The 24,379-nt window shown below is 58.6% G+C and carries 20 protein-coding genes; 7 read left to right on the top strand and 13 right to left on the bottom strand.

Annotation, left to right across the window (positions count from 1 at the left end):
- Positions 1-3: 3 nt before the first annotated feature.
- The 6 genes from LDN04_RS04470 to LDN04_RS04445 all read right to left on the bottom strand — a co-directional run bounded on the left by LDN04_RS04470 (position 4) and on the right by LDN04_RS04445 (position 6,244).
- Positions 4-570: a glycine cleavage system protein R gene (locus LDN04_RS04470; RefSeq protein ID WP_223906840.1), complete on the bottom strand. Its 567-nt coding sequence runs from the start codon at positions 568-570 to the stop codon at positions 4-6.
- 168 nt (positions 571-738) lie between these two features.
- Complete coding sequence (locus LDN04_RS04465; RefSeq protein WP_223906837.1) at positions 739-3,018, bottom strand: DNA translocase FtsK; 2,280 nt, start codon at positions 3,016-3,018, stop codon at positions 739-741.
- Between the two features lie 143 nt (positions 3,019-3,161).
- Positions 3,162-4,838, bottom strand: a complete 1,677-nt coding sequence (locus LDN04_RS04460; protein ID WP_223906834.1) for a ribonuclease J — start codon at positions 4,836-4,838, stop codon at positions 3,162-3,164.
- Positions 4,839-4,937: 99 nt separating this feature from the next.
- Positions 4,938-5,351 (bottom strand): tol-pal system YbgF family protein, encoded by a 414-nt coding sequence (locus LDN04_RS04455; RefSeq protein WP_223906831.1) that lies wholly within the window; start codon positions 5,349-5,351, stop codon positions 4,938-4,940.
- A 7-nt stretch (positions 5,352-5,358) separates the two neighbouring features.
- Complete coding sequence (locus tag LDN04_RS04450) at positions 5,359-5,541, bottom strand: hypothetical protein (RefSeq protein WP_223906828.1); 183 nt, start codon at positions 5,539-5,541, stop codon at positions 5,359-5,361.
- A 1-nt stretch (position 5,542) separates the two neighbouring features.
- A complete protein-coding gene (locus tag LDN04_RS04445) occupies positions 5,543-6,244 on the bottom strand; it encodes a 1-acyl-sn-glycerol-3-phosphate acyltransferase (protein WP_223906825.1) in 702 nt (233 codons plus the stop codon).
- A gap of 283 nt (positions 6,245-6,527) precedes the next feature.
- Between LDN04_RS04445 and LDN04_RS04440 the strand changes: the two genes are divergently transcribed.
- Both LDN04_RS04440 and LDN04_RS04435 read left to right on the top strand, forming a co-directional pair.
- Positions 6,528-6,848, top strand: a complete 321-nt coding sequence (locus tag LDN04_RS04440) for a hypothetical protein (RefSeq protein ID WP_223906823.1) — start codon at positions 6,528-6,530, stop codon at positions 6,846-6,848.
- A 203-nt stretch (positions 6,849-7,051) separates the two neighbouring features.
- Positions 7,052-7,495: a single-stranded DNA-binding protein gene (locus LDN04_RS04435; protein WP_223906821.1), complete on the top strand. Its 444-nt coding sequence runs from the start codon at positions 7,052-7,054 to the stop codon at positions 7,493-7,495.
- A 78-nt stretch (positions 7,496-7,573) separates the two neighbouring features.
- On the opposite strand, the gene LDN04_RS04430 is transcribed toward LDN04_RS04435, so the two are convergent.
- Positions 7,574-8,815 (bottom strand): GGDEF domain-containing protein, encoded by a 1,242-nt coding sequence (locus LDN04_RS04430; RefSeq protein ID WP_223906818.1) that lies wholly within the window; start codon positions 8,813-8,815, stop codon positions 7,574-7,576.
- Between the two features lie 208 nt (positions 8,816-9,023).
- On the opposite strand from LDN04_RS04430, the gene LDN04_RS16875 reads away from it, so the two are divergent.
- Together LDN04_RS16875 and LDN04_RS04425 are read left to right on the top strand one after the other, a co-directional pair.
- The gene (locus LDN04_RS16875) at positions 9,024-9,275 is read left to right on the top strand and encodes a GSU3128 family (seleno)protein (protein ID WP_276572177.1); all 252 of its coding nucleotides are present in this window, start codon (positions 9,024-9,026) and stop codon (positions 9,273-9,275) included.
- Positions 9,276-9,336: 61 nt separating this feature from the next.
- Positions 9,337-10,698: an MATE family efflux transporter gene (locus tag LDN04_RS04425; RefSeq protein ID WP_223906816.1), complete on the top strand. Its 1,362-nt coding sequence runs from the start codon at positions 9,337-9,339 to the stop codon at positions 10,696-10,698.
- Between the two features lie 60 nt (positions 10,699-10,758).
- Here LDN04_RS04425 and LDN04_RS04420 read toward each other — a convergent pair whose 3' ends face one another.
- Both LDN04_RS04420 and LDN04_RS04415 read right to left on the bottom strand, forming a co-directional pair.
- Positions 10,759-11,481 carry a glycine zipper family protein gene (locus tag LDN04_RS04420; protein WP_223906814.1) on the bottom strand — a complete coding sequence of 241 codons (723 nt, stop codon included), beginning with the start codon at positions 11,479-11,481 and terminating at the stop codon, positions 10,759-10,761.
- A complete protein-coding gene (locus tag LDN04_RS04415; protein ID WP_223906811.1) occupies positions 11,478-11,618 on the bottom strand; it encodes a hypothetical protein in 141 nt (46 codons plus the stop codon). Before LDN04_RS04415 ends, LDN04_RS04420 begins: the two co-directional genes overlap by 4 nt.
- A 98-nt stretch (positions 11,619-11,716) precedes the next feature.
- Here LDN04_RS04415 and LDN04_RS04410 point away from each other — a divergent pair, with 98 nt between their 5' ends.
- Positions 11,717-13,642: a PAS domain S-box protein gene (locus LDN04_RS04410; RefSeq protein ID WP_223906809.1), complete on the top strand. Its 1,926-nt coding sequence runs from the start codon at positions 11,717-11,719 to the stop codon at positions 13,640-13,642.
- An 81-nt stretch (positions 13,643-13,723) separates the two neighbouring features.
- Here LDN04_RS04410 and LDN04_RS04405 read toward each other — a convergent pair whose 3' ends face one another.
- The gene (locus tag LDN04_RS04405) at positions 13,724-14,281 is read right to left on the bottom strand and encodes a helix-turn-helix transcriptional regulator (RefSeq protein WP_223906806.1); all 558 of its coding nucleotides are present in this window, start codon (positions 14,279-14,281) and stop codon (positions 13,724-13,726) included.
- A 110-nt stretch (positions 14,282-14,391) separates the two neighbouring features.
- Here LDN04_RS04405 and LDN04_RS04400 point away from each other — a divergent pair, with 110 nt between their 5' ends.
- Together LDN04_RS04400 and LDN04_RS04395 are read left to right on the top strand one after the other, a co-directional pair.
- A complete protein-coding gene (locus tag LDN04_RS04400; protein WP_223906804.1) occupies positions 14,392-14,682 on the top strand; it encodes a PilZ domain-containing protein in 291 nt (96 codons plus the stop codon).
- Positions 14,683-14,733: 51 nt separating this feature from the next.
- Positions 14,734-20,676 (top strand): S8 family serine peptidase, encoded by a 5,943-nt coding sequence (locus LDN04_RS04395; protein WP_223906802.1) that lies wholly within the window; start codon positions 14,734-14,736, stop codon positions 20,674-20,676.
- A gap of 141 nt (positions 20,677-20,817) precedes the next feature.
- Here LDN04_RS04395 and LDN04_RS04390 read toward each other — a convergent pair whose 3' ends face one another.
- The 3 genes from LDN04_RS04390 to LDN04_RS04380 form a co-directional block, all read right to left on the bottom strand.
- Positions 20,818-21,315, bottom strand: a complete 498-nt coding sequence (locus LDN04_RS04390; protein WP_223906799.1) for a Spy/CpxP family protein refolding chaperone — start codon at positions 21,313-21,315, stop codon at positions 20,818-20,820.
- A 120-nt stretch (positions 21,316-21,435) separates the two neighbouring features.
- Positions 21,436-23,478, bottom strand: a complete 2,043-nt coding sequence (locus LDN04_RS04385) for an ATP-binding protein (RefSeq protein WP_223906796.1) — start codon at positions 23,476-23,478, stop codon at positions 21,436-21,438.
- Positions 23,475-24,329 (bottom strand): substrate-binding domain-containing protein, encoded by an 855-nt coding sequence (locus LDN04_RS04380; RefSeq protein ID WP_223906793.1) that lies wholly within the window; start codon positions 24,327-24,329, stop codon positions 23,475-23,477. The genes LDN04_RS04385 and LDN04_RS04380 overlap by 4 nt, the downstream gene beginning before the upstream one ends.
- Positions 24,330-24,379: the final 50 nt, after the last annotated feature.

Here is a 24,379-nt window from a genome sequence, read left to right as displayed (position 1 = left end):
GTATCAGAAGGAAACGGGGGTGATGGTGCGCACCCCTATCTCCACGTTCAGCTCCTTTTTCAGATTATCAAGGAGACGCTCAGCGTCGTCCACGGTCATGCCGTCCGGCAGGATCGCTTCCAGCATCAGGACGTAGACCGGCTCCTCCACCGTACCGATCAGGCGGGTATTCAGGTCGGTAATGTTGACCTGGCGGTCCGCCAGGGCCCGGGTGACGCGGTAGACGATCCCGGGCTGGTCCGAACCGTAGACCGAGATGAGGCAGAGCTCTCCCTCTTCCTTCACCGGGCAGATCTCGTCATCGTGGAGGGTGCGGACGTGGATGTTCAGTCCTGTTCGTTCCTGGAGCAACCTGAACTCCTCGGCCAGCCTGGCCTTGGTGAAGGGTTTTTCGTGGGAGACGATGAGGATCATGGCAAAGTCCCCCCCCAGCATGGTACAGCTGGAGTCCTCGAGGTTGCAGCCGAGGCGGAACAGGACTTCGGTGGTGTCGGCCACGATGCCGGGGCGGTCCTTGCTGATGATGGTAACGGCAAAGTGGGCCAGGTTGTCCTTGCGGCATTCGCTCATGGGGCCTCCCGTAGATGAACAAGCTACAGCGAATTCAACGCTGAAAGACGCAGATTCTATGAATGTACGCTGATAAAATCTTATTGCTTGAGCCTTGTTGCAAAAGCCTTACTCTGTTACGTGTTCTCCGCGTTAATCTGCATTTGCTCTGCGTCCCTCTGCGTTGGCCTAAAGCTTGTTTATGAACACTTCACGCGGCTTGCTCGTCCCGTCGCTGGGAGCGACAATCCCTTCCTGTTCCATCTTCTCGATGATGCGGGCCGCCCGGTTGTAGCCGATCCGCAAGCGCCGCTGGATCATGGAGATGGATGCCTGCCGGGTCTCGGCCACCAGCGCCACTGCATCATCGTAGCGCTCGTCAAGCTCCTCTTCGGCATCGCCGCCACTTTCGCCTCCCGCCTTCATCTCCAGGATCGACTTGTCGTAGACCGGTTTCCCCTGCTTTTTCAGGAACTCCACCACCCGCTGCACCTCGGCGTCGGAGACGAAGGCACCGTGGGAGCGCATGAGCTTGGCAGTGCCGGGGGGGAGGAAGAGCATGTCGCCGGCCCCCAGAAGCGCCTCTGCGCCGTTGCAATCGAGGATGGTACGGGAGTCGGTCTTGCTGGAGACCTGGAAGGAGATGCGGGCCGGGAAGTTCGCCTTGATGAGGCCGGTGATGACGTCCACGGACGGCCGCTGGGTGGCCAGGATGAGGTGGATGCCGGCGGCCCGGGCCATTTGGGCCAGCCGGGCGATGGACTCCTCCAGCTCCCGCCCCGCCACCATCATCAGGTCGGCCAGTTCGTCCACGATCACCACGATGTAGGGGAGATGGCCATGCTCCAGCGCCTCCTCCCGATCGAGGAACGCCTGGATGGCCGCCTCGTCGCTGTCGGCAACCTCCTCCACCTCGTCAACCACAACAGTTTCACGTGCCCGGTTGTCAGCCTGTTCCTTCTCCTCCCGCTCCAGCGCCTTGTTATAGGAGTCGATGTTGCGCACGCTCTTGTCGGCCATGAGCCGGTAGCGGCGCCCCATCTCTTCCACCGCCCACCGTAGCGCCAGGGCGGCCTTCTTCGGGTTGGTGACTACGGGAAGGAGCAGGTGGGGAATCCCCTCGTAGATGGAGAGTTCCAGCATCTTGGGATCGACCATGATGATCCGCACGTCACGGGGGGTCGCGGTATAGAGGAGGGAGAGAATCATGGTGTTGATGGAAACGGACTTGCCGGAACCGGTGGCGCCGGCCACCAGCAGGTGTGGCATGCGGGCCAGGTCGGTCACCAGCGGTGCGCCGGCCACATCCTTGCCGAGAGCCATGGGAAGCTTGAGCTTGCCGCGATGGAACTCCTCGCTGGCAAATATCTCCTTCAGGAAAACCATCTCCCGGTCCCGGTTGGGAAGCTCGATCCCCACCACCCCCTTGCCGGGGATCGGGGCAATGATCCGGATGGAAAGGGCCTGCAGGGCCATGGAGAGGTCGTCGGCCAGTCCGGCGATCCGGCTCACTTTCACCCCCGGTCCGGGGGCGAATTCGTACATGGTGACGACGGGGCCGGGACAGATCTCCACCACCTCCCCGTCCACGCCGAAGTCCTTGAGCTTCTTCTCCAGGAGCCGGGCATTCATGGTCAGGGCTTCCTTGTCGACCCGCTTTTCCGTCGCCGGCGGCGTATCGAGAAGGGACAGGGGGGGAGTCTGATAGGCGCCGTCGCTCTTCACGAATTCGAACATCTCCTGGACCGGTTTGGTCTTCTCCTCTTCCTTTTTCTTCTCCTTCTTCAGGAGCGGCGGAGGAGTCGGCACATGCACGGGGAGCGGCTTTATCACCGGAGCCCCCGCCTCGGCCGGTTTTGGCTCTTTCTCCATCAGCTCCCGGTTAAGCGCCCGCCGCTCCCAGAAGCGTGCCCACCTGGCCCCCAGTGCCCCGAGCCACCAGTCGGCGAACAGGACGAAGGAGAAGCGGGAGAGGATCATGATCGACGCGGCCAGCATGGGGAGCAGAAGCAGCAGCGCTCCCGGCATGCCGAGGAAACTCTTGAGAACCGACGCGGTCTGGTATCCCACGGCCCCGCCCGTCGGGACCCGCTGGCCGAAGAGGGATGTGAATTCCAGGTTGAATGCGAAGAGAGACGAAAGGGAGACGATGAGCCCCGCGTAGGCGAACCACTTGTAGGCACGCCACTTCACCTCCTTGAAGCGGAGGAAGAGGTAGGCGAGGAAGAGGAGTGCGCCGGGGACCAGGTAGCCGGCCAGACCGGTGGTCTGGAGGAGCAGGTCCGACATCTCAGCCCCGAGCCGCCCGCCGAAGTTGCGGACACGGGCATCGGAGGAGAAGCTGTTGAAGGAGAGGTCGTCGGTCCGGTAGGAAAGGAGGGCAATCAGAACGAACAGCCCCACTGCACCCAGCGCCATCCCCTGGATCTCTTTCTTCAGTTTTTCCTTTTTGTCGACTTTTTCGTCCATAGGATTAGTGTCGTTCCTTTGACGGCACAGCAAAAAGCTCCAGCTGCAAGGCGCGCGAGGCCGAGGAGTGAGGCGTACATCAGTACGCCGCAGCGACGCAGGCCGAAGCGCAACGCCGCAGATGGACTTTTGGCAAAGCCGTCCTACATTTCCAAGATGAGCGGCAAAATCACCGGCCTCCGCTCGATGGTCTTGTTGAAAAAGCGCCGGAGTACCCGTCGCACCTCCTGCCGCACCTCGCCCCAGTCGGCCATGACCGTTACATTGGTGAGGGCCAGGGTGTCTTCCACCACCTTTCGCGCCTCGTCCAGATACTCCTGACTCTCGTCCTCGAACACGAAGCCACGGGAGACGATGTCAGGACCATAGATGATCTCGCCGCTGGTCTGGTTGATCCCGATAATGACCACCACCATGCCGTCCTGGGAGAGGTGCTTGCGGTCCTTGAGCACCACCTCTCCCACGTCACCGATCCCCTTCCCGTCCACGAAGACCCGACCGGTTTCCACCTTGCCGGTGATGGCCCCGCTGCCATCGGCGAAGGTGATAACGTCGCCGTTCACTGCAAGGATGCACCGTTCCCGAGGGACTCCCACCTTCTGGGCCAGCTGGGCATGTTTCACCAGGTGACGGTACTCTCCGTGCACCGGGATGAAGTAGCGGGGGCGAACGATGTTCTGCATCAGCTTCAGCTCTTCCTGGCTGGCATGGCCGGAGACATGCACCTCCGAGACCTTCTCGTGATAGACCTCGGCACCTCGCCGGTAGAGGTGGTTGATCAAGTCGGAGATGGTCTTCTCGTTACCCGGAATGAAGCGGGAAGAGAGGATCACCGTGTCCCCCTCCTCCAGCTTGATCTGCTTGTGATCGTCCATGGCGATCCGGGTGAGGGCGCTCATCGGTTCCCCCTGGGAACCCGTCGTAATCATGCAGATCTCCTCTTTAGGGAGACGGGGAAGCTCCTTCAGATCGATGAGGAGATCATCGGGAACGGTCAGATACCCCAGTTCCCGGGCGATCTGGACGTTGGCGATCATGGAACGGCCGTTCAGGAGCACCTTGCGTCCCGACCGTGCGGCCGAGACCATCACCTGCCTGACCCGGTGGATGTTGCTGGAAAAGGCCGCCACGATGATCCGCCCCGAACATTTGGGGAAAATGTCGTCGAAGGCCTCCCCCACCAGGGCTTCGGAGAGGGTGTAGCCTTCCCGTTCCACGTTGGTGGAGTCGGCCATGAGCGCCAGGACCCCCTCTTCACCGTAGCGGGCCAGGGTTACCAGGTCGGTCAGCTCCCCGTCAACCGGGGTCTGGTCGAGCTTGAAGTCGCCGGTGTGGATCACCACCCCCTCGGGAGTACGGATCGCCAGGGCGCAGCCATCCACGATGGAGTGGGCGACCCTGACAAACTCGATCTCGAAGAGCCCAGTGTCTACCCTCTGCCGGGGCTTCACCACCCGCAGGTCCACCCGTTCTTCGAGATCGAACTCCTTGAGCTTTTCCTTGACGAAGCCGAGAGTCAGGGCGGTACCGTAGATAGGAGGATTCAGTTCCTGAAGGATATAGGGAAGCGCACCGATATGGTCTTCGTGGCCATGGGTAAGAAAAATCCCCCGCACCCGGTCAACCCGCTCCCGCAGGTACGTGATGTCGGGGATCACCAGATCGATGCCAAGCATGTTGGGCTCGGGAAACATGAGTCCGCAGTCGACCACGATGATGTCATCACCGTACTCGAAGACCGCCATGTTGAGCCCGATCTCCCCCAACCCACCGAGGGGGATGATGCGCAGGCCAGTGTTGTCGTTGTGGGTCGTTTCCATAGAGTACCTTGAGCAGGGCCGGCAGACCAGCGTGAATGAGCCGTACAGATGCGGGGCGAAGGTATTCTGAGCGCAACAGAGCGCTCAACCCTCGCGAATTCAGTGCTTCTGCGGCCCCGCCTCCCCCTGCAGTTTCACCAGCCAGGCGATCTTTTCGTCGCACCGGGCAATCCACCCCTTACCCGGCGAAGTGAGTCCCCATGTGGCATAAAACGAACTGCGCAGGGCACGGTAGGCCACTAGGGCCAGTTCCCGGTCCCCCTTCTTCTCCTGCATCTCGCCGATCCCCCAGAGCTTTTCGGCGGAGCGCTCAATCAGGGGACTGCCGGGAGTGTACATGTGGATCGCCGCCTCGTAACCGGCGATGGCGGCAACGTAATCCCCCTTAGCCAGGGACGCTTCCCCCCGGTTGAACTGGCTCCACTGCCGGTACCAGGTGTTTCCCCAGATGAGGATTATGGCAATGATCGCCGTGACGACCACGTTCACGGCAATGGTTTTGGCCTTTTCCATTCGGTTCCTAACCCCGGAAAAATCCGGGGACCGCGACGAGGAGTGTTCCGAGCAGGGCGCTGCAGAGGCCTGCCAGCACCACCAGCGCCGCAACGATATCCAGGGGGCGCCGGAGCCGGTGGGCAGCGGGGAACCCCCAGCCCATGGCGACCAGCCCCACGATAATAAGTGCAGAATGCAGCATCAGCATATCAATTCTCCAGACCGGCAGCAATGGCCGCTCTGACCCGTTGCAGCAGCTCTTCGCGCCCCTTGCCGCTCCCGTCGCTCACCGGAATTGGTGCGCCGAAGCGGACGGTTATGGTGCCGGGGTAGAGCTCAATCCGCTTGGACGGGTTCACCTGCCGGCTGCCGTTGATGGTCACCGGCACCACGGGAACCCCCGCCTTTCCGGCCAGGAGAAATCCCCCCTTCTTGAAAGGGAGAAGATTGCCGTCCGGAGTCCGCGTCCCCTCGGGAAAGATCACGACGCTTCTCCCCTCCCGGATAATGGTAGCGGCCCGCTCCATGCTTTTCAGTGCCTGACGCCCGTCGCTGCGGTCCAGGGGGACGTAGCCTGCCCGGCGCATGGAGTGGCCAAAGATCGGAATGGAGAACAGCTCTTCCTTGGCTATCCAGGAAAAGCGGTAGGGGATGGCCCTGAACAGGGCATGGATATCGAAATTACCCTGGTGGTTGCTCATGTAGATGACCGGCTGGTCGGCCGGAACCAGTTCCTGCCCGGCTACAACCAGTCGTACGCCCGCCATCCTAAGGCTTATAAGGCTCCAGAGTCGGGCATGGCCATGGTAGAACCGTCCAGTGGGATCGAAAAGGGTGGCGATGATCGCGCTGAACGCAAAGACAAAGGTCAGCGGTATAAAGATCAGCAAAAACAGGTATGCTCTCAGCATAGGGGCTACTCCGGCGCTTAACCCGTTAAACTTACTTTTTTTTACCGCCGGAGTCAAACCAAATATGCACCAGGCGCGGCCCCACGCCCTCCTTTCCATCCCCTTCCACCTGCCGGTTCGCCGGAGTCAAAACCGGCACAGTCTGCCTTTTCCTGACAAGGATCGCGATAAATCTTATATCCTTTCATTACCATCAGGGAGAATACCTCAATTGAGACAAAGACACCTGATATGGGTAAGCCTTTACGCCGCCTCAACTCCGCGATTACTCTAACACATTGATTTGCTTCAAATAATTCCAGAATTAGCCATTGGCACCATTAATGCTTTATCCTCTCATGAGAAGCAAACATATCTTTCGGAGGAACAAATCATGAAAAAAATTCTGTCCACTCTCGTTGCTGCCCTCGCTGCCCTCTCCTTCTCTGCCGTAGTTTTTGCCGCTGACGTTGCTCCGGCTCCGGCTGCTGACGCTGCTCCGGCTGCCGTCGAGAAGAAAGAAGCCAAACCGGTCAAAAAACACAAAAAAGTAAAGAAGGCAAAGAAAGCCAAAAAAGCAGAGAAGAAAGAAGAAGCTCCTGTCGAGGCTCCGGCAGCGAAGTAATCCTTACTTCACCGGATGTGAAAAGCCGCATTGAAAAATGCGGCTTTTTTTATTGCTGAAAACGACCGCAACAAGGTGTTGAGATGCGGAGGGTTTTAGTGTAGTATTCGCTTTCCAATAAACTGCCAATTTGTCCTTTCGTTGACAAATTACTTTTGCCCGTTGACAATAACTTTACCGCATCACAGGACAAGGAGCAGCGTATGGCAAGCCTAAACAAGGTAATGCTGATCGGCAATCTGGGGAAGGACCCGGAAGTCCGCTACACGGCATCCGGCACCGCGGTGGCGGGTTTTTCACTGGCCACCAGCGAGCGCTTCAAGAGCAAGAGCGGCGAATGGGAAGAAAAAACGGAGTGGCACAATGTTACCCTCTGGGGGCGGCTGGCGGAGATCGCCGGCGAATACCTGGCCAAGGGGAAGACCGTCTACATCGAGGGGCGCCTCCAGACCCGTAAATGGCAGGACCGGGACGGCAAAGATCGCTATACCACCGAGATCGTCGGCGAAAAGATGCAGATGCTTTCCGGCAAGGGAGAAGGCGGCGGTGGCAGGCAGGGAGGCGGCCGTCCCGATTCCCAGGAGCACAACAGCGCCCCGAGCTACGATGAGCCGGCATTCAATCCGGACGATGACATCCCATTTTAAGACTTCGTTTATTCAAGGCACGAGAAAAGGCAACCGGAAGCGGTTGCCTTTTCTCGTGATACCCACTTTTTTGATCTGTTACTCCACCGCCAACTCCACCCGGTTCTTCCCGCCATGCTTGGCCCGGTAAAGAGCATCGTCCGCCGCCTTGACGAGGGCGTCCGGAGTAGTGCCGTGCTGGGGGAAGGACGCCACGCCGATGCTGACCGTGGCCTTGCGGCCGTCGATGTCCAGCCGCTCCACGTCCTTCCTGATCCGTTCAGCAAAACCCAGGGCATTGATGCTGGAAGAGCGCTCACCATGTTCCCCCCCCTGCAGAGGGGTCTCCGGCAGGATGATGGCAAACTCCTCGCCGCCGTACCGGCATGGAACATCCACATCGTAAGGGGGTTCGGTTTCACTCCTCCGGATGTTGTCCCGGAACACCTGCGCCACTCCTTTCAGGAGTCGGTCCCCTTCCAGGTGGCCGTAAGTGTCGTTGAACATCTTGAAGTTGTCCAGGTCGAGGAGAATGACGGAAAAGACGTGGTCGTAACGGAGCGAACGCTGAATCTCGCTGTTGAGGGTCTTGAAGAAGTAGGCCCGGTTGTAGAGTCTGGTCATCTGGTCCTTTATCACCATCAGCTTGAGGTCATACTCCCGCTTCCGGATGATCGCCATGAGATAGGCGGATATGATCGCCACGGTACCGTTCATGAGGGAAACCCAGAACCAGAGAAGCATCACGTAGACGAAATTGTGCTGCAGGGCAGGGTCGATAAGCGGCATCCGGATGGGGTGAATGACGCTGTAAAATTCGGCTGTCAGGAGTGCGCCGTAGATGAGGCCGCCGACGCCGCCGATGAACCAGACATCCCCGCGCCGTTCCAGGAGGAACGAAGCCTCCAGGGTGAGGACCAGGTAGACGGTCCAGAACCAGCTGAGTGCGCCGCCGCTGTAATGGATCAGGATGGTGACGAACAGGATGTCGAGGAGTATCTGGAGGTGGTTGATGAAGACAAAGTGGCTCAATTCCCGGAAATAGCGATGGTAAAACAGGTTGTACGCCACCACCGCCACCATCGCTCCCCCCAGTACCAGCATCTGGGAAAGCTGCAGGTCGGTAACGTTGCTGCTGAAATACATGAACCCGCCGGCATATAAACCGTAACATGTCAGCAGGATGAGGAGCATCCACCGTGTTTTCACCACCAGCTGCATCCGCACCTGGGTCTCCCCCAGCATCTCCAACTCCTGGGTGGTCGGATCCCCCCGGTAGACGCCAAAGCGCTTAATGAGAGACTTGAACCACTCCATAGCTTCTATTCGTTCGGCTTTCATGACTTTTCTCCACGTTGTGTTCCTCTTCCCGGACGGCAAATGGGTTTTATTTATGCAATAAATATGCTAGGTTAGGTAGCACAGGGTAATAAGCGCTCTCTTTCCCCGATGGAACAACGAAATGCCTCCCCCGCCACGACGGGGGTTGACAACGGCACCGTTTGGTGACATAGCACTAGCAGTATCCATTATTGTGAGGAGGTGGACCATGCGCATCCGGAAAAAGATCCTCGATTTCGAGTATGAGGAAGTGCTCGACGCCAGGACCCGCGAACTGATCCGTGTCGGCTGTGCCGTCGCCGTCGGGTGCCCCACCTGACTGAAAAAACACTTCGCGGGCGCGAAGGAAGCGGGTGCGACAGAAGCTGAACTGAAGGAAGCCCTTGCCTACGGCATGATCGCCCCGTCAGGGCGGGCAAAGAACTTCGTGCTGAGCCTCTCGGACGACCTCGAACTGTAATTCCCCCAGATAAAGGGGCACGACGCAATGTGCCCCTCCCTGACACCTCAGAAACAGGAACATGCCCAGACTCAGTCTCATCTCCAACTTGGCCGGCAACGGCTCCGGCAGGCGGGTTTCCATCCGTCGCAGGGTATTCAATCTGTCCCTGCCGGTTCTCCTGTCGTCGCTCTTCCAGCGGCTCGTCTCCATCGTCGACATATTTCTGGTCGGAGGACTGGGTGCCGCGGCCATTGCCGCAACCGGCCTCGGCCAGCTACTCGTCTTCGTGGTCATGACCGTCTTCTGGGGACTGGCAACCGGAACCACCGTCGTGATTGCCCATCTCTGGGGGGGGGGTCATCATCCGGAAGCCCGAAGGGCGGCCTTTTCCGCCTGCCTTGCCTGTCTGGCCATGACCGTTGTCGCATCGCTCCTCGGCTACTCACTGGGAGACCGTCTGGCCCACTTTCTCGGCGCCCGGGACGACGTCCTCCACCTCGCCACGGGATATATTCGGCTGGTCTTTCTCTACCTCGTCTTCACAACCGGCCTCAACGTCCTGTCGGCCATCATGCACGGCATCGGCAACACCCGCACCCCTATGGAAGGTGTAATCCTGGTCAACATCCTCCACGTGGTCCTCGCCTACCCTCTCATCTACGGCAAATTCGGGCTCCCCGCGCTCGGAGTCACCGGTGCGGCTTACGCCATCAATGCTTCGGAGTTTTTCGGCTGCCTCTACCTGCTGGTGCAGGCACTCCGCAGGGGGTACATCAAGATTGGCCCCCTCGATCGGGAACAGTTCCGCCGCATCTGGCAGGTCGGCTACCCGGTCGCCTTGGAACGAGTGGCCCAGCAGTCCGGTCAGCTCTTCTACTCCAAGTTCATCATCGGCTACGGCACCGCCGCCTACGCCGCCCACCAGATCGGCCTCTCCATCGAGTCCCTGTCGTTCATGCCGGGGGCGGGGATGGGAATCGCGGCCGCCACCCTCATGGGGCAGGCCCTTGGCGCCCGCAAGATCCGACGTGCCCGACTGAGCCACCAGGAGGCGCTTAGACTGGCCGTCCTCGTCATGTCGGCAATGGCGCTAATTTTCCTCTTCCTCCCTCACCAGCTCATCGGCTTCTTTACCCACGATCCGGAGGTCATCGACAAGGGGTGCATCTTCCTTAGACTGGTCGCCTTCGCCCAAGTCCCCCTTGCCATATCCTTCGTCTATGCCGGTAGCCTGCGGGGGACCGGTGACACCCACTACGTCTTTCTCGTCACCCTGATCTCCATGTGGGGAATCCGCGTGTTCCTTTCCTACGTCGCCGCCGAACTCCTCCACCTCCCCCTTGCCGCCGTCTGGGGGGTGTTCCTCCTGGACTGGTTCTTCCGCGCCGGCGCCTTCGCCTGGCGGTACCGCCGCCGGGACCTGCACCAGATCGTCTTCTGACAAGAACGCAAAAAAGGGGGTCCCTGGACCCCCTTTGTGCAAACCGCAAGTATCAGGCGACTATTTCAGTTTGAGCATAACCGAGTAGGTATCGCCGCTCTCCTTTTCCCGCACCTGCATCCGCAGTTCCTTCGCCGACAAGGCCTCGCCGGGGAAAAAGATGAAGCCGTTGGCTAGATAGGCATTGGGAATGGCCTTCCCTTCCAGCCCTTTCTCCCGGATGTCGTCGGCGATCCGGTATTCCCGTTCCCGGTCCGAACCACCCTGGACTCCGCCGATGACCGCGCCGCCGGCAGCACCGAGAACCGCCCCCTTTCCGAGAGCCTCTCCCACGTTACGACCGGAAACGATGCCGATTGCCGCCCCCAGAATGGTACCGGCAATCGCACCGACCACGGCGGTTTTACCCGCCCCTGCCGCCATGGCCCCCGATGCCGTGTACTGCTCCACACGCTCCACCGCTGCCCGGTTCGCCACCACATTCCAATAGCGGTTGTTGTCATCCACGAGGAACGTCTGCCCCGAAACGATCTCCATGGTCTGACCGCTCTTGTTGTCGATAACCAGCTGGACCGGGAGGAGCCCCGCTCCCCGGATGTCGAAACCGAAGGCGTCCGTGGCCTGAGCTTGGTCCGCGTACGCTTCCGCGGCCATGGGAGCTCCTGCAACCACCTGGAAGTTGGGATAGGCTTCGGGCGGCTTGAACGACACGTACTGGGTCTTGTAGGTGGCACAGCTGGAAACCAGCGCCAGACAAAGCAGCATTGATACGAGACGTTTCATGGGTCTACCCCCTGTGTAAGTACCAGATACTGAAAGAGTACCATACCAGTGGCGGTCCCGGCAAGGGGAAGCGCACGACAACCGTACATGGAGTTGACATGCTGGTAAGCATAACCGGCGACACGATGGGTTTTCACGCAATAAACAGTCGCATTTCCTCATATTTTGGCTATAATACTATTTCTTTCATGTTCCTGCTTTAAGGATGGCAGGCCGCTGGCCGAGAGAGGAACGCATGGTAATGAATGCCGGGAAACATCGCGTGGCAGGGACGAAGATCAGCGCAAACGGTCTGAAAGACGCGGAAGTCGCTCTCCGCATCCGGGATGCCGCCATCGCTACGTCCATCAACGCCGTTGCCTTTTCCGACACAAACGGCCTGCTCACTTACGTCAATCCTGCGTTCATCAAGATGTGGGGGTATACAGACGAGGGGGACGTCCTGGGCCGCTCCGCCGCCTCGTTCTGGCATACGCCGGAGAAGATTCGGGAAGTCAAGGACTCCCTGCGTCACGACGGCTGCTGGAGCGGAGAACTGGTTGCCGTGCGTAGCGACGGCACGTTGTTCGACGTGAAACTGTCGGCCGCCGTCATCGCCGATGAAGGCGGCACCCCCCTCTGCATGATGGCCTCGTTCATTGAGGTCACCGAGCGCCGTAAGGCTGAAGAGGCCCTTGCGGAGAAGGAAAATAGATACCGCTTACTCGTCGAGACGATGGCCGAAGGGGTGGCTATCCATGAGCTCGAGCTCGACAACGCCGGCCACGCCGTGGACTATCGGATTCTCGACGTCAACCCTGCCTATGAGAAACATACCGGTCTTTCCAGGAAACAGTCCTTGGGGAAAAGGGCATCCGAACTCTACGGCACGGCTGAAGCCCCCTATCTGGATATCTTCGCCCCCATCGCCCTTAATGGCGGGCACTGCGACTTCGAAACCTACTTTCCCCCCATGGACAAGCACTTCCGCATCTCCGTCTTCTCCCCTGCCCCCGGGCGGTTCGCAACCATATTCATTGACATCTCCCAGAACAAACGGCACGAGGAAGATCTCCGACGAAGTGAAGATAAATTCCGTCAGCTCCTGGAGCACTCTCCCATCGCTATCGCCATCAACAACAAAGATGGCCACATGGAATACCTTAATAAACGTTTTGTCGAGCTGTTCGGCTACACTCTCGACGACATCCCGGATGCAGAAACCTGGTGGAAGCGCGCCTATCCCGTCGAGAGCGATCGTCAGGAAGCCAAGAGGACCTGGAAAGAGGCCGTCGCCAAGTCCCATGGCAACCACAACCGTATCGAGCGCTCCGAATATCGGGTTACCCGCAAGGACGGTTCGGAGTGTATTGCCGAGATTTTCGGAGCAACTATCGGCGACTGCATGATGATCATCCTGAACGATATAACCGCAATCAAACAATCCCTCGAACAGATCGAATACCTCAACACCGCCCTGGCGGCCCGGGCTGCCGAGCTGGAAAGTTCCAACCGGGAGCTGGATGCCTTCAGCCACACGATTTCCCATGACCTGCGTACCCCCCTGAGCAACATCAGCGGCTACGCCCAGCTCATGCAGGAAATGTACGGGGACCGGCTCGACGGACAGGCGCGCGACTTCCTCCAGGAAATACATGGCGCCACCGAGCGGATGGACAGCATGATCGACTCCCTCCTCAAATTCTCCGCCGTGTCGCGCCAGCCTTTGACAAAGGTGCGGGTCGACCTCAATGCCGTCGCCGCCAATGTCATAACCGAACTGCAGCTGACTGCCCCCCAGCGGCGGGTGCAATTCATCACCTCACGACGCGCCTACGTTCAGGGCGACCCTACCCTGCTGCGTATCGTCATGGCCAACCTGCTCGGCAACGCCTGGAAATACACCGCCAAACGGGAATCGACCGTCATAAGATTCGACGTCACCGAGCGCGACGGCAAGAAAGTCTATTCCATTCGGGACAACGGGGTCGGATTCGACAAGAAGCTCGCCGATCAGATATTCACCCCGTTCCACCGGCTTCACAAGGCGGAAGATTTCCAGGGAACCGGCATCGGGCTCGCCACCGCCCAGCGGATCATCCATCGCCACGGTGGGGAGATATGGGCGGAGGCAGAAGTTGACAAGGGGGCAACGTTCTTCTTTACCCTGGGGGAAGACTGAATAGGAAAGGGACGGCCTCTCCACGCTGCCGTCCCCCCGATACCGCCTCGCCCACTGCTCCCCTTCAGGCCGACGCAATGCTCATTGCAGAGCAGCCATGATCTCGCTCCTCGTTCTAACCCCCATCTTCTTCATGATGTTCTTCAGGTGGTCCTTGACCGTGTGCTCGCTTATGAAGAGACGCTCCCCGATGTCCCTGTTCATGCCCCCCTGACAGATAAGCTGCAACACCTGCTGCTCCCTTTTCGACAGGCCGAACTGCCTTCCCGCCCGCTCCAGATCCACCCCATGCTTTTCCACAACCCGTTCCACCAGCACCATTACATGGGTCGGTTTCTCCCCTTTCCCTGCTGCACCAAGATAGGATGCCCGCAGGGAACAGACGGAACCGTCCCCGTTTTCCATAACCCGCAACGGAGAAACATTCCGTCGATGGGCAGGTTCGGCCGGGTGCTCTTTCAGGAACGCCAGGAGTCGACGGATTCCCTCCCAGACGGCAAGCCGTTCGATCGGCTCGCCGGCCAGGCCGGGGACCAACTCCAGGGCCTCACCGTTGGCGAAGAGCAGTCGCTCGTCAAGGTCGAAGATCAATACCCCCGGCATCGAGCGCTTGCTTATGATTTCGAGAAACTCCCGCATGTTTTGCATTTATAGCCATAAAATAAAAAAAATCAAACAAAATCCCTCTTTCGAGGGATTGAATTGTTTTAATAAATATCTATTATTGCGAGCATAAGATGGAGCGAACTATGGAAACACCTAGTAACAAGAGATTCAACAGCCGCACTCCCTTTCATCAGCCGGTCACGCTGGAAATGTGGGAACAGGGAGCCGGACACGTCCGTGACATGGGGACGGGGATCGATCTGAGCAGTTGCGGTGGCGGGCTGGCCACGAAGTACCCCCTGAAACGGGGGGATGTGGTGAAACTGCTGGTTCCGGTTGGCGTAACGAACGTGCGTCTGCCCGTGTACGCCTCGGTTGTCTGGTCAAAGGCCACCGATGACGGTTTCCGGGCAGGGGTAGCGTTTTTGGCATAAATAGGTGAGCACGGTTAACGGTTTATTTCCATGGAATGCAAGGGGGGCAACATGAAAGAGTTGGGCATCGGTACGTACAACGTCCCGACGGGGAGGACACGTTCGTCCTTTGCGATTCTTCTGGTCATCCTGACCATCATCGGCGGGCTGTTTTATTCCGCCACGAACGCCACGGCAGCCGACACGGTGTCACTGGTCGTCAAGCTCGTCGACGGCCTCACCCCGGCTGACCAGGCGGCCGTCATCGCCCGGAACGGCGGGGCCGAGACCTCATCGGTCCCGGCCCTGCGACTGCACGTAGTCACGGTACCTGCTGCCGACCAGCCCCTGGTGCAGCAGAACTACCAGGCCGATGCCCAGGTCGTCACTGTCGAAGTGAACAAGAGCCGGAAGGCGGAAGCGATCCCCACGGACGCCAACTACGGGGTCCAGTGGGCACTCTCCAAGATCGGCTGGGAGTCGGTCTTCGGCACGGTCGCCCCGACCGGCACGGCAACCCTGGCTCTCTTGGACACCGGGGTCGATGCCACCCACCCCGACCTGGCAGGCAAGGTCATCCCCGGCACCTCCATCCTGGACGGCAGCAACGGGCTGAGTGACCCGAGCGGTCACGGCACCTGGCTGGCCGGCATCGCGGCGGCCGCCACCGACAACGGGACGGGAATCGCCGGAGTCGCGTTCGGCGGCGTACAGGTCATGCCGGTGAGCGTGCTCAATGCTGGCGGCATCGGCCAGGACAGCGACATCATCGCCGGCATCGTCTGGGCTGTGGACCATGGCGCCGACGTCATCCTCATGGGGTTCAGCAACCCCGACTTCAGCCAGAACCTCCAGGACGCCATCGACTACGCCTGGTCCAAGGGGGCGGTACTTGTGGCCGCCACCGGCAACGACGGAGTGATCACCCCCACATTCCCCGCCGGCGACCGCGGTGTCATCGGCGTCTCCGCCACCGACCAGAACGACCTGCTCGCCGCGGTAAGCAACTACGGCCAGGATACTTTCCTCGCCGCCCCCGGCACGGACATCTACACCACCGCCCCCAACGGCGGCTACAGCTACATCACCGGCACCTCCGCCTCGTCGGCTTTCGTGGCGGGCGCGGCGGCATTCATGAAAGCGGTTGACCCCACCCTCACCAACGGCATCATCGTCGGCCGCCTCGCCCGCTCGGCCGACGCCATCGGCACTGCCGGCGACCCCAACAACCCGACCATGTTCGGCAACGGCCGGCTCAACATGGCCAACGCCCTGGCCGATACCGGCATCGACCCGGTCCAGCCCGCCGGCACACCCGGCGGCGGTGGGCCGTTTGTGGGGCCGTATACGGCGGCGGCATCGGTATCAAGCGCAAATACCGATACCTACAGCGATGCTGCTCATACAACCGCAATAAAATCGTTTAATGTGTCCGACACAGTATACTCCTATTCCATTATTGGAATTACCGGGGGCAGCAGTGCGGATTATCGAATCCAATGGTACAGCAGCCAGACAGTTTTTAGCAGCAGCACCTTGGCGAGAGACACCGTCTCGGCTAACCACGGAAGTGGCACCTATTACACGGCTGATTCGTATGTGCCGACAACTACGGGCTCCTACTCCGTACTCGTCTGCAAAGGAGCTTCTACAGGTGCTTGCCCTCCAGGTAACAGAATAGGCGTTGCCAACTTCACGGTTAATAAGGTCACCCCGACTCTGTCGGTAACCAATTCATCGGTCATCTATAACGGCTCTCCCCAAGCAGCGACCATATCTGCTGGTTCCGTAGCCGGTAGCGTAAGCAACGTCAAATACAATGGTTTAACAACTGTGCCGGCCAATGCCGGCACCTATACAGTCACGGCAGATTTCGCTCCGACAGACACGACCAACTACAATACCCTTACCGGTGCATCCGCGGGGAACTTCACGATCAGCCAGGCTTCATCCTCGACGGTGGTTACCTGCTCGGCAGGGCCATTCACATACAACGGGGCAGCCCAAACTCCTTGCACCGCTCAGATGTCGGGAGCAGGCGGATTGAGCCAGTCACTTCCGGTGAGTTACTCAAACAATATAAATGCGGGCACAGCGACAGCGAGTGCAAGCTTTGCCGGTGACACCAACCACACGGGGAGCAGCGACTCCAAGAACTTCACGATCGGCAAGGCCACACCGACAGCGACACTGGCAGTAAGTAATTCACCCCAGTCATACTACGGCACACCCCAAGCTGCCACCGTCGCTATCTCCACCAGTTCCGTCCCCGGTTCGGTCGCCAACATCCTCACCGGCGGTGCCACTACCCAGACCAATGCCGGGAACTATGCCGTCACGGCGGACTTCGTTCCTGCCGACACCGCCAACTATGCTAACTTGACCGGTCTCTCCGCAGGGAATTTCCTAATTGGTAAAGCCAGCCAGGCCATCACCTTTGCGGCTCTCTCCGACAAAACTGCCGGCGCTCCCGCATTTGACGTAACCGCTTCAGCGGATTCCGGGCTTACCGTGGGCTTCAGCAGCCTGACGACATCGGTCTGTACGGTTACGGGGTCAACCGTCACCCTTACAAACCTTGCCGGTATCTGCACGATCCGTGCATCGCAGGGAGGCAATGACAATTTCAACGCCGCCACTGATGTCGATAACTCCTTCAACGTAATTCCGGGACCCGCCGTCGCCTTCACCGTGACCGCCCCGTCGAGCAGCACTGCCGGCTCTTTCTTCGATGTAACCGTCACGGCAAAAGACCAGTACAACAACACCGCGACGGGCTATCTCGGAACAGTCCATTTCACGACCACGGACAGGCACACCGGGATAACTCAGCCAGCTAACTTTACCTTCCAGGCGACCGACAAGGGCACTAACACCTTTACCCGTGGTGTAGCACTGCTCACGGCGGGCAATCAGACAGTCACCGCCACCGACATAGCAACCGCCTCGATCAACGGCACCAGCAGTAATATAAACATCACTCCTGCAGCAGCCTCCGCATTCATCATTGACGTACCAGCCGCCGCGACGGCAGGTACCCCCTTTACGGTAACCGTGACTGCACAGGACTCCTACGGCAATACCGACACCAACTACACCGGGACTGTCCAGTTCACGAGCTCGGATAGTGGAGCAGTGATCCTGCCTGCCAATTACCACTTTGTGGCCAGTGACAACGGCTCACATGCCTTCACAAATGTCACCCTGGTAACCGCGGGGAGCCAGACGGTCACCTTAACAGACACTACTAACTCTTCAATGACCAGGACCAGCGGCAGTATCAATGTCGGAGCCGGCGCCGCAAACAAGCTGGCCTTCACTGCACAGCCGACGAACACGACCGCGCTGCAAAAGATTACACCACCGGTGGCAGTGGCGGTGCAAGACCAGTACGGCAACATAGTAACAAGCAATACCGATACCGTCTCACTTGCAATCGGCACCAACCCCGCAGGCGGGACCTTGAGCGGAACGGCCTCAAAGGCGGCAGTCAGCGGTATTGCCTCCTTTGAGGACCTCTCCATCGACTATGCCGGAACCGGGTACACGCTGGCCGCAACCAGCGGTACCTTGACCGGCGCTACAAGCAGCGCCTTCGACATAGCCAAGGCTGATCAGACCATTACCGTAACGACCCATGCTCCTGCCAACGCGACTTATGGGACAAGCTTCACGGTAGATGCATCGGCACCAGGCGGAGGAATTAATTACAGTAGTGACGGCGGCTGCACGAACATCGGTGCAATATTCACCATGACAAGCGGTACCACCGCATGCACCGTGATGTACGACCAGCCTGGAAATAACAGCTATAAACCGGCAACGCAAATCAAAGAGACGGTCACCGCCCAGAAGGCCGACGCCGTTATCACCGTCACCCCCTACAGCGTAATCTACGATGGCAACGCCCACACGGCAACCGCCACGACCACCGGTGTCAAGGGCGAAGACCTCAGCAGCCAGCTGACCTTGAGTGGCACTACTCACACCGATGCAGGCGACTATCCTGCTGATGCGTGGACCTTCGCCGGTAACGGCAACTACAACGCGGCCAACGGCACAGTCAACGACAAGATCGCCAAGGCCAACGCGACGATTAATGTCGTTGGCTACACCGGCACGTACGATGCAGCAGCTCACGGTGCTACCGGCACGGCGACGGGCGTGGGCGGTGTTGACCTGAGCACCGGCCTCAATCTGGGTGCAAAGTTTACCGACTACCCCGGCGGCGCTGCCCACTGGACTTTCACCGGCGGTACCAATTACAACGACCAGAGCGGTGCCGTGGCCATCGTGATCAACAAGGCTGACGCCACGGTCACGGTCAACGGCTACACCGGCACCTACGATGCAGCAGCTCACGGTGCCACCGGCTCGGCTAAAGGCGTGGGCAATGTAGACCTCGGCGCCGGTCTTAACCTGGGCTCCACATTCACTAACGTTCCTGGCGGTACGGCCCACTGGACCTTCACCGGCGGTACCAATTACAACGACCAGAGCGATGACGTGGCCATCGTGATCAACAAGGCCGACGCCACGGTCACGGTCAACGGCTACACCGGCACCTACGATGCAGCAGCTCATGGTCCTACCGGCACGGCGACGGGCGTGGGCGGTGTTGACCTGAGCGCCGGCCTCAATCTGGGTGCGAAGTTTACCGACTACCCCGGCGGCACCGCTAACTGGAGCTTCACCGGCGGCACTAACTATAACGACCAGAACGGCACAGCGGCCATCGTCATCAACAAGGCCGACGCCACGGTCACGGTCAACGGCTACACCGGCACGTACGATGCAGCAGCTCACGGTGCCACCGGCTCGGCTAAAGGCGTGGGCAATGTAGACCTCGGCGCCGGCCTCAACCTGGGCTCCACATTCACTAACGTTCCTGGCGGTACCGCGCACTGGACCTTCACAGGCGGTACCAATTATAACGACCAGAGCGGTGACGTGGCCATCGTGATCAACAGGGCCAACGCCACGGTCACGGTCAACGGCTACACCGGCACCTACGATGCAGCAGCTCACGGTGCTACCGGCTCGGCTAAAGGCGTGGGCAATGTAGACCTCGGCGCCGGCCTCAACCTGGGCTCCACATTCACTAACGTTCCTGGCGGTACCGCGCACTGGACCTTCACAGGCGGTACCAATTATAACGACCAGAGCGGTGACGTGGCCATCGTGATCAACAGGGCCAACGCCACGATCAGCGTCGGCAGCTGGACCGGCACCTATGACGGCACTGCCCACGGCGCCACCGGCACGGCGAAGGGTATAGGCGGCATAGACCTCTGCGCCAGTCTTAACCTTGGCAGCACCTTCACCACCTTCCCCGGTGGCACGGCCCACTGGACCTTCTCCGGCGGCATCAACTATTACGATGCCAGCGGTGACGTGGCCATCGTGATTAACAAGAAACCCGCCTCGGTAACGCCGAACTCAACGTCCAAGGTCCTCGGCGCTGTCGATCCGGCATTCACCGGTACCCTGACCGGCTTCCTGGCTTCTGACAGCGTGACCGCCACCTACACCCGCGTTGCAGGTGAAGCGGTCGGCCCGTACACGATCAGCGCCACACTCAGCCCGGCTGGCGTGCTCGGTAACTACGACATCACCTATAAGACGGCCACCTTCAATATCTACTTCAGCTGGCCCGGCTACCTGCAACCGATCAACGACACCGCCCACCAGATTGGCTCGACCATGAGCAGCTTCAAGGCTGGTCAGACCATTCCGGCGAAGTTTGTTCTGCAGAATGCAGTGGGTACCGTTGTGCTTCAGACAAAGGGTAACCCCACCTTTACCCGTACCGGTAACCTTGGGACATGCGGAACAGCAACAATAGCAGAAGATGTAGCGGCTCTTCAGGCCGACACGACTCCCGTCTATATGTGGGACGGCAGCCAGTACCACTACAACTGGAGTACAAAGGGCCTGAGCGCTGGCAAGTACCGCATCTTTGCGAACCTCGAAGACGGCACAAGCCAATGGGTTGACATCTGCCTAACCAAGTAGCCCTCTGATGCGGACAACCTCAAAAAGGGGAGCACCGAAACGCTCCCCTTTTTCTTTGAACCCCTGACCTTAACGCAAAAAAAAGCCCCGCTTCGCACATAGTCGAAGGGGGCTTTTATTGTTCATAGAAGACAGCCGCCACTACGGCCTTTTCATCTTCCGTATCGGCTTTTTCTGTGCCTTCATCGGCATCAGCTTCTTCATCTTCTGAAACTGCGCATCCGTCAGGATGGTCCGTGCTTCTTTCATGGATTTCAGCATCTCCAGATGATGGGTCGTCTTGATGTCGGAAATCTTTTTGACTGCGGCGTTCGCCTTCTCCAGGTCAAAATCCTTCACCTCCATGATCTCCATCAGCTCGATCTCTGCGATCTTCAGGTCCGCCTTGAACCGCGCGTGCTTTTTCTCCATCTCCCGATGGATCGGGGTGAGCTTCTTGACCTGCTCATCGCTCAGCCCGATCTTCTCCGCATTCTCAAGGCACATCCCCATCATGGTCCCCATCCGGTCCATGCCGCTCCCCATTTCCATCATGTGCCCATGCCCTTCCATGTGCTCCTGCATGGGCATATCCATCTGGGAAAACGCTGGTACTGCGAAAACGACCGTCAGGAACAGTGCCACGACTATTCTTTTCATGTTCATCTCCCCCTTGCCTGCGATTAGTACGTTCTTATATCTATTACTGCGAAATGGGGGATAGTCAAGAAAGGGTTGATCGGACCGCACAGCAGGCAAAACCCTGTGCTGTCCACGCCTTCAGGGGAGGACGCTGTTTACGGCATTCCGCAACTGATCCGGCTTGTACGGCTTTTTTAAGAAGCCGGTATGTTCATCATCGAGGATGTCGGCCGGAAGCTCTTCTATACTGCATCCGCTGCAAAATACAATCGGAATGGTCTTGGATAGTTCACGCAGCCGGTAATATGTTTCGACACCATCCATCTCTGGCATGAGCAGATCTAACAGAATCAGATCGATCCCGTTCCCTTTCTCCCGGTAGATTCGGAGAGCTTCAAGGCCATTGGCAGCAGTTAGTGAAGAATAACCGAGTGCTTTAAGCCGGATGGGACCAATAATACGCAGGTCCTCCTCATCATCCACCAACAGGATGGTGCCACTTCCCGTTGCAACGGTAGTTTGGCAGGCTGCTGGCTTGGTTTCAGCCGGATCGGAAACGAAAGACAAGGGGAGGTAGACCTTGAAGGTGGTGCCGACACCCGGCCTGCTTGACAACTGCAAGGCACCGTCATGTGACTTGATAATGCCGAGCGTGGCGGACATGCCCAGTCCACGACCCGCAAATTTCGTGGTGTAGAACGGCTCGAATATCCGGTTTTGTGTCACGTCATCCATGCCACAGCCATCATCCGATACTTCCAGGCAGACGTATCTGCCGGCAAGGGGGGTTTTGCCGACAAAATCCATGTCAGATTGCCCTGTCAACGCTTCCGCCTCTCTGAGGGAGATAGTGATTGTGCCTTTACTGTCTCCGATCGCCTCGGCGGCGTTCAGGATCAGGTTCATGACAATCTGCTGAATCTGGCTGCTGTCAGCTATGATCACCAGGTCATCATGCAGATCAAGCTTGATCGTTACATTCCTTTTGATTCCGGAATGCACCATTTTTACCATTTCATCCACCATCATGCGCATATTGACGGGGGAGTGTCGCAGTTCATGTTTTCCTGCGTAGGACAGCATCTGTCGGCAGAGATCGGCAGCGCGGTCGGCAGCTCCTTCAATCTTCTGAACAGAGTCTGCATGTGCCGATAGCGGATCGATATCGGCCTTGATGGTTCCGCAGTATCCCGTAATTATCGACAGGATATTGTTGAAGTCATGGGCTATACCGCCGGCAAGCACCCCGAGGCTCTCCAGTTTCTGGGTCTGCTGGAATTGCCGCTCCAGCACCAGACGTTCTTCTTCGGCTTTGATGCGTTCGGTAATATCATCCATCGATACCACGACGCCCGTAATTGCTTTTCCACTTAACAGCGGCATGGCCCCACAGGAGAGACTCCGTACCACGCCATCCCGTCGCGGGAGTACCGTCTCGAAGGTGGCATTTTCCGCCGTTCCCGATAACACGCTGTGTAATCCGGCATCGACGTACGGCCAGGCATCACCCGTAAACAGACGGTTGAAGGAGTGCCCCAGGAGTTCTTCCCGGGAACATCCGGTGAGAGTCTCGACTCGCCCGTTGGCCATCTGGACATTCCCGGCGAGATCGAGGACGACCAGGGAGCTTGTGCTGCCTTCCATGACCTTCTTCAGAAACTCGTTCGCATCCTGTAGTTCTTTTCCCGCCTTGAATAAGGCCTGGAACGGAAGCCATCGATACAACAGCAGGCCAAACCCAAGGCCCAGAAGTCCCATAATCCCTGATTTCGCCAGAATGGGCAACACCGAACGGCTGATTTCGATCCTGCCGACACCTTCTCCACCATCCCTGATTTCATATGATGCTTTCACCTGTGGCAATGGTAGACGGTTAACACTTTCGGCGACCAGAACATTCTTCTCGTCAAATATGCGCCGCGTTTCAGCCGTCCCTGACCTCGGTCGACGTGCCAGCAGTTCTTCAATGCGAATCGTCTCGTAACGCCACAGTTCCGGATTGGTACTGATTACCCTGGAGACGAGCTTGGCATTGATTTCCGCCTCCGTTTCCATGGTTCCCAGCAAATGCCCATAGGAGATGACAAAATATCCGACCGGCAAAATGAGCGCCGCAACCACAGAAAACATCACCGTGAATCTTGTTGCCAGAGTGGCAGTTTTGATGCTGTTGAAGCTCATTTCGTCCTCTTGTTGCCAGCATGGGGCAGTGCTCCGGATTTTGCCAGAATCGCCCGCCCCCTTGCCGATCGTACAAACTGAACGAACTGCAACGCAGGCGCCGATGTTTTTGGCGTCGACACCAGGTAAATAGGTTTAACCAGCGGATAGCTCCTCGTGGCCAGCGTCTCAGACGTTGGCTTGATGCCGTTATATGACAGCACCTTTACCGGATGCTTTTCGGTTTCGATTTGAGTAAGCGTCGACCCACTCAGCGCTCCCGGAGTTTTGGATACCATATCAACAGCTTCCTGGTCGGTAACCGCCAGGATCATGGTCTGCCGGGCATTCGCAGCTTTCACCGCCTGCTCCATTCCCTTTGAAATACTGCTCACAATCGTGGTATCCGTGTCACCTGCCGGTCGGAGAATCAGACGGATACGTGTCCCGTCTGGCCACGTCAGCTGCTGGCCCGCATAGATTGCTTCCAGTTCGCGGGTCGTCAGATCCGCTTTGTCGACGTTTTTGTTTGTGACAAACACGAAAGGTGTCCGGGCACATTCCACGGCAACTGCCCCCCCCTTCAGCTCTTCTGCCTTCAAGGCTCGCCCGCTGATAGCCACGTCGACCGCCCCGTGCAACAGTGCCTTGATCCCCCCCGAACTCCCCAGGTTCGGCATTACCGTGATCTTTATATCCGGGTGGGATTTCTCGAACGCCTCGGCTATTATTTTCATCACGCCCAACCCGGAGCCGGCGCCACCGACGCGGACCACAACCTCCGCCTGCGCCGTTGCGTAAACGACACCACTCATTATCACCGCCATGAACAGGACAGCGAGGAGTCTCATGTTCCGTTTCAGTATCCTCATGTTCTTCCCTTCTTAGTGAGCAGTACCCCGGTCTTGCATCAGATGGCAAA

It is taken from the genome of Geobacter sp. AOG1, assembly GCF_019972315.1.
Classification (GTDB): domain Bacteria; phylum Desulfobacterota; class Desulfuromonadia; order Geobacterales; family Geobacteraceae; genus Geomobilimonas.
Note: the sequence above shows the minus strand (reverse complement) of the source record. Positions and strands in the feature narration are given on the sequence as shown.

Coding starts and splice junctions, on each gene's coding strand:
- LDN04_RS04470 (WP_223906840.1), bottom strand. CDS start 570: ATGAGCGAATGCCGCAAGGACAACCTGGCCCACTTTGCCGTTACCATC.
- LDN04_RS04465 (WP_223906837.1), bottom strand. CDS start 3,018: ATGGACGAAAAAGTCGACAAAAAGGAAAAACTGAAGAAAGAGATCCAG.
- LDN04_RS04460 (WP_223906834.1), bottom strand. CDS start 4,838: ATGGAAACGACCCACAACGACAACACTGGCCTGCGCATCATCCCCCTC.
- LDN04_RS04455 (WP_223906831.1), bottom strand. CDS start 5,351: ATGGAAAAGGCCAAAACCATTGCCGTGAACGTGGTCGTCACGGCGATC.
- LDN04_RS04450 (WP_223906828.1), bottom strand. CDS start 5,541: ATGCTGATGCTGCATTCTGCACTTATTATCGTGGGGCTGGTCGCCATG.
- LDN04_RS04445 (WP_223906825.1), bottom strand. CDS start 6,244: ATGCTGAGAGCATACCTGTTTTTGCTGATCTTTATACCGCTGACCTTT.
- LDN04_RS04435 (WP_223906821.1), top strand. CDS start 7,052: ATGGCAAGCCTAAACAAGGTAATGCTGATCGGCAATCTGGGGAAGGAC.
- LDN04_RS04430 (WP_223906818.1), bottom strand. CDS start 8,815: ATGAAAGCCGAACGAATAGAAGCTATGGAGTGGTTCAAGTCTCTCATT.
- LDN04_RS04425 (WP_223906816.1), top strand. CDS start 9,337: ATGCCCAGACTCAGTCTCATCTCCAACTTGGCCGGCAACGGCTCCGGC.
- LDN04_RS04420 (WP_223906814.1), bottom strand. CDS start 11,481: ATGAAACGTCTCGTATCAATGCTGCTTTGTCTGGCGCTGGTTTCCAGC.
- LDN04_RS04410 (WP_223906809.1), top strand. CDS start 11,717: ATGGTAATGAATGCCGGGAAACATCGCGTGGCAGGGACGAAGATCAGC.
- LDN04_RS04405 (WP_223906806.1), bottom strand. CDS start 14,281: ATGCGGGAGTTTCTCGAAATCATAAGCAAGCGCTCGATGCCGGGGGTA.
- LDN04_RS04400 (WP_223906804.1), top strand. CDS start 14,392: ATGGAAACACCTAGTAACAAGAGATTCAACAGCCGCACTCCCTTTCAT.
- LDN04_RS04395 (WP_223906802.1), top strand. CDS start 14,734: ATGAAAGAGTTGGGCATCGGTACGTACAACGTCCCGACGGGGAGGACA.
- LDN04_RS04390 (WP_223906799.1), bottom strand. CDS start 21,315: ATGAAAAGAATAGTCGTGGCACTGTTCCTGACGGTCGTTTTCGCAGTA.
- LDN04_RS04385 (WP_223906796.1), bottom strand. CDS start 23,478: ATGAGCTTCAACAGCATCAAAACTGCCACTCTGGCAACAAGATTCACG.
- LDN04_RS04380 (WP_223906793.1), bottom strand. CDS start 24,329: ATGAGGATACTGAAACGGAACATGAGACTCCTCGCTGTCCTGTTCATG.